Origin of the sequence: Kiloniella majae, from assembly GCF_002118315.1 — a bacterium.
Taxonomy (GTDB): domain Bacteria; phylum Pseudomonadota; class Alphaproteobacteria; order Kiloniellales; family Kiloniellaceae; genus Kiloniella; species Kiloniella majae.
The window spans coordinates 1-262 of the sequence record NZ_MTSZ01000035.1 but is presented as its reverse complement, the minus strand read 5'-3'; the positions used below and the strand labels follow the sequence as shown (position 1 = coordinate 262).

Below are 262 nucleotides of genomic sequence, written 5' to 3'. Positions count from 1 at the left end.
GGGTCGGACCCCCAAGATAGCGAAAGGGGTAGCCATGGAACAAAAGAGCAAGAGCGAGAGGAGGGAAAAAAAGAGGGCAAGGGGGAGAGGGAGTTGAAGGAGGAGAGAGACGGGGGGGAGGAGAAAAGGAAAGGACATGGGAAAGCGAAAAAGGAAAGGGATAAAAAGGCAAAAAGGCAAGGACGTAAACGCTGGGTTGAGGCAAAGAAAAAAGAAGGAAAAGGAAAAATCAAGTGTAAAAAAACCAATGATGCTGAGAGAC

Annotated in this window: 1 protein-coding gene; it reads left to right on the top strand. The window is 48.1% G+C overall.

Annotation, left to right across the window (positions count from 1 at the left end):
- Positions 1 to 262, top strand: a 262-nt coding sequence (locus BKB51_RS21380) for a hypothetical protein (RefSeq protein ID WP_198946835.1), incomplete at both ends; no start/stop codon positions are given.